Source organism: Mesorhizobium sp. M7A.F.Ca.ET.027.02.1.1 (assembly GCF_004022985.1).
GTDB lineage: Bacteria > Pseudomonadota > Alphaproteobacteria > Rhizobiales > Rhizobiaceae > Mesorhizobium.
On record NZ_RZOL01000756.1, the window covers coordinates 1 to 1,313 of the forward strand.

Below are 1,313 nucleotides of genomic sequence, written 5' to 3' on the forward strand. Positions count from 1 at the left end.
GCTCGATCACTTTGGCAACAAGCCCGAAAATCTGTCGATCGTGGCGGTCACGACGCCGACCGACATCCTCGCGCTCGCCCAGGAACAGGACAAGACGGGCAAGCTGGTCATCATCGACACCGAAGGCAAGACGAATGACGAACTGACGGCCGCGCTTTTCGCCGCCGACGTCGCCGTGGTGCCGGTGCATCTTGCGATGGACGATATTACCGCGGCTCATCAGCTAGTGAACGGTCACATTCCCCTGGTCGCCGAGAACCGCGGTTTTGCCCTGCCGGTCATGTATGTGTTCACGAACAACACCGTGATCGACAAGCGAGCAAGGGCGCTTGCTGACTTGCGCGAGATCATCCAGCAAGACGGTACGCGGATTGCCGGTGAGGAAATGCCCTACCGCATTGCTTACAAGGATATGCAAACCGGCGCGACGCTTTACGCGGGCGGCCGGGTGGACCCGAAGGCGATAGCCGAATCCGAGGCGATATTTGCCGAGATTGTCCAGTATGTGATTGAGGCCAATCGGTCGGCCGCAGCGGAGTGACTAGATGGACGACATCGCCAAAAAGAGCGCTCTGTTGAGCGTCATGCAGCCGGCCCCGACCGCGCTTCCCAAGCTGAGCCGCCCGAAGCTGGAGCTGAGCGGCCCGGATATCCGCAAGGTGAAAGAAGAGGGAGAGAAACGCGATCCTGTCGCCGGAAAATCGCTCCGGGAGGACAAGAAGGAGCCGACGACCATCTATGTCGCCGCCAAAGACAAGCGGCGCCTGCGCTTGCTCGCAGCTTCCGAAGGCAGGCGGGTCAACGACTACTACGTTGAAGCAGTCAGCGATTTTCTCGAGAAGCACGCCGAGCGCCTGCCGAAACTGTGACCGCGTTTCGCGCTGTCAAGGCAACCGCTTCGCGGCGCGCTGATCTGCGGCGCAGATCTTCGCGACCTTGACAGCGCTCAAGCCACGGTCACGGGGGCTTGGGAACATCGACGGGGCATTCTGCCCGCCGATGCGGACGGAACCTACAACGCGGTTGATAAACCCGCTTCGCGCTTGACGCGCCGTTTGCGACGATTTCGCCAACTCCAGGAGTTCGTCGGCTACTCGTCGAGACCTTAACTGGTCGACCAACGGCGTGTGCTTCGACCATCGTGACGCGGGCTAGCGACCCCTATGGGGCTGCGGGGGGATATGACGAACTGGAGGGCAGAAGCTCCAGGCGCTGACGTGGCGCAAGCGCGCGGTGAGAAGAGATGCCGCCTGGAGATTTCGGAAGCTGCTGGTGTGCATCCGCCTCTTGTCAGAGCATGGAATATCCTGGAA

2 protein-coding genes are annotated in these 1,313 nt (G+C 61.0%); both read left to right on the top strand.

Annotation, left to right across the window (positions count from 1 at the left end; genetic code table 11):
• Nucleotides 1–541: ParA family protein (locus EN749_RS38025; RefSeq protein ID WP_189367979.1), on the top strand; the 541-nt coding region annotated here is incomplete at its 5' end.
• A 4-nt stretch (nt 542–545) separates the two neighbouring features.
• A complete protein-coding gene (locus tag EN749_RS35900) occupies nt 546–869 on the top strand; it encodes a hypothetical protein (protein ID WP_128364960.1) in 324 nt (107 codons plus the stop codon).
• The last annotated feature ends 444 nt before the right edge of the window (nt 870–1,313 follow it).

Coding starts and splice junctions, on each gene's coding strand:
- EN749_RS35900 (WP_128364960.1), top strand. CDS start 546: ATGGACGACATCGCCAAAAAGAGCGCTCTGTTGAGCGTCATGCAGCCG.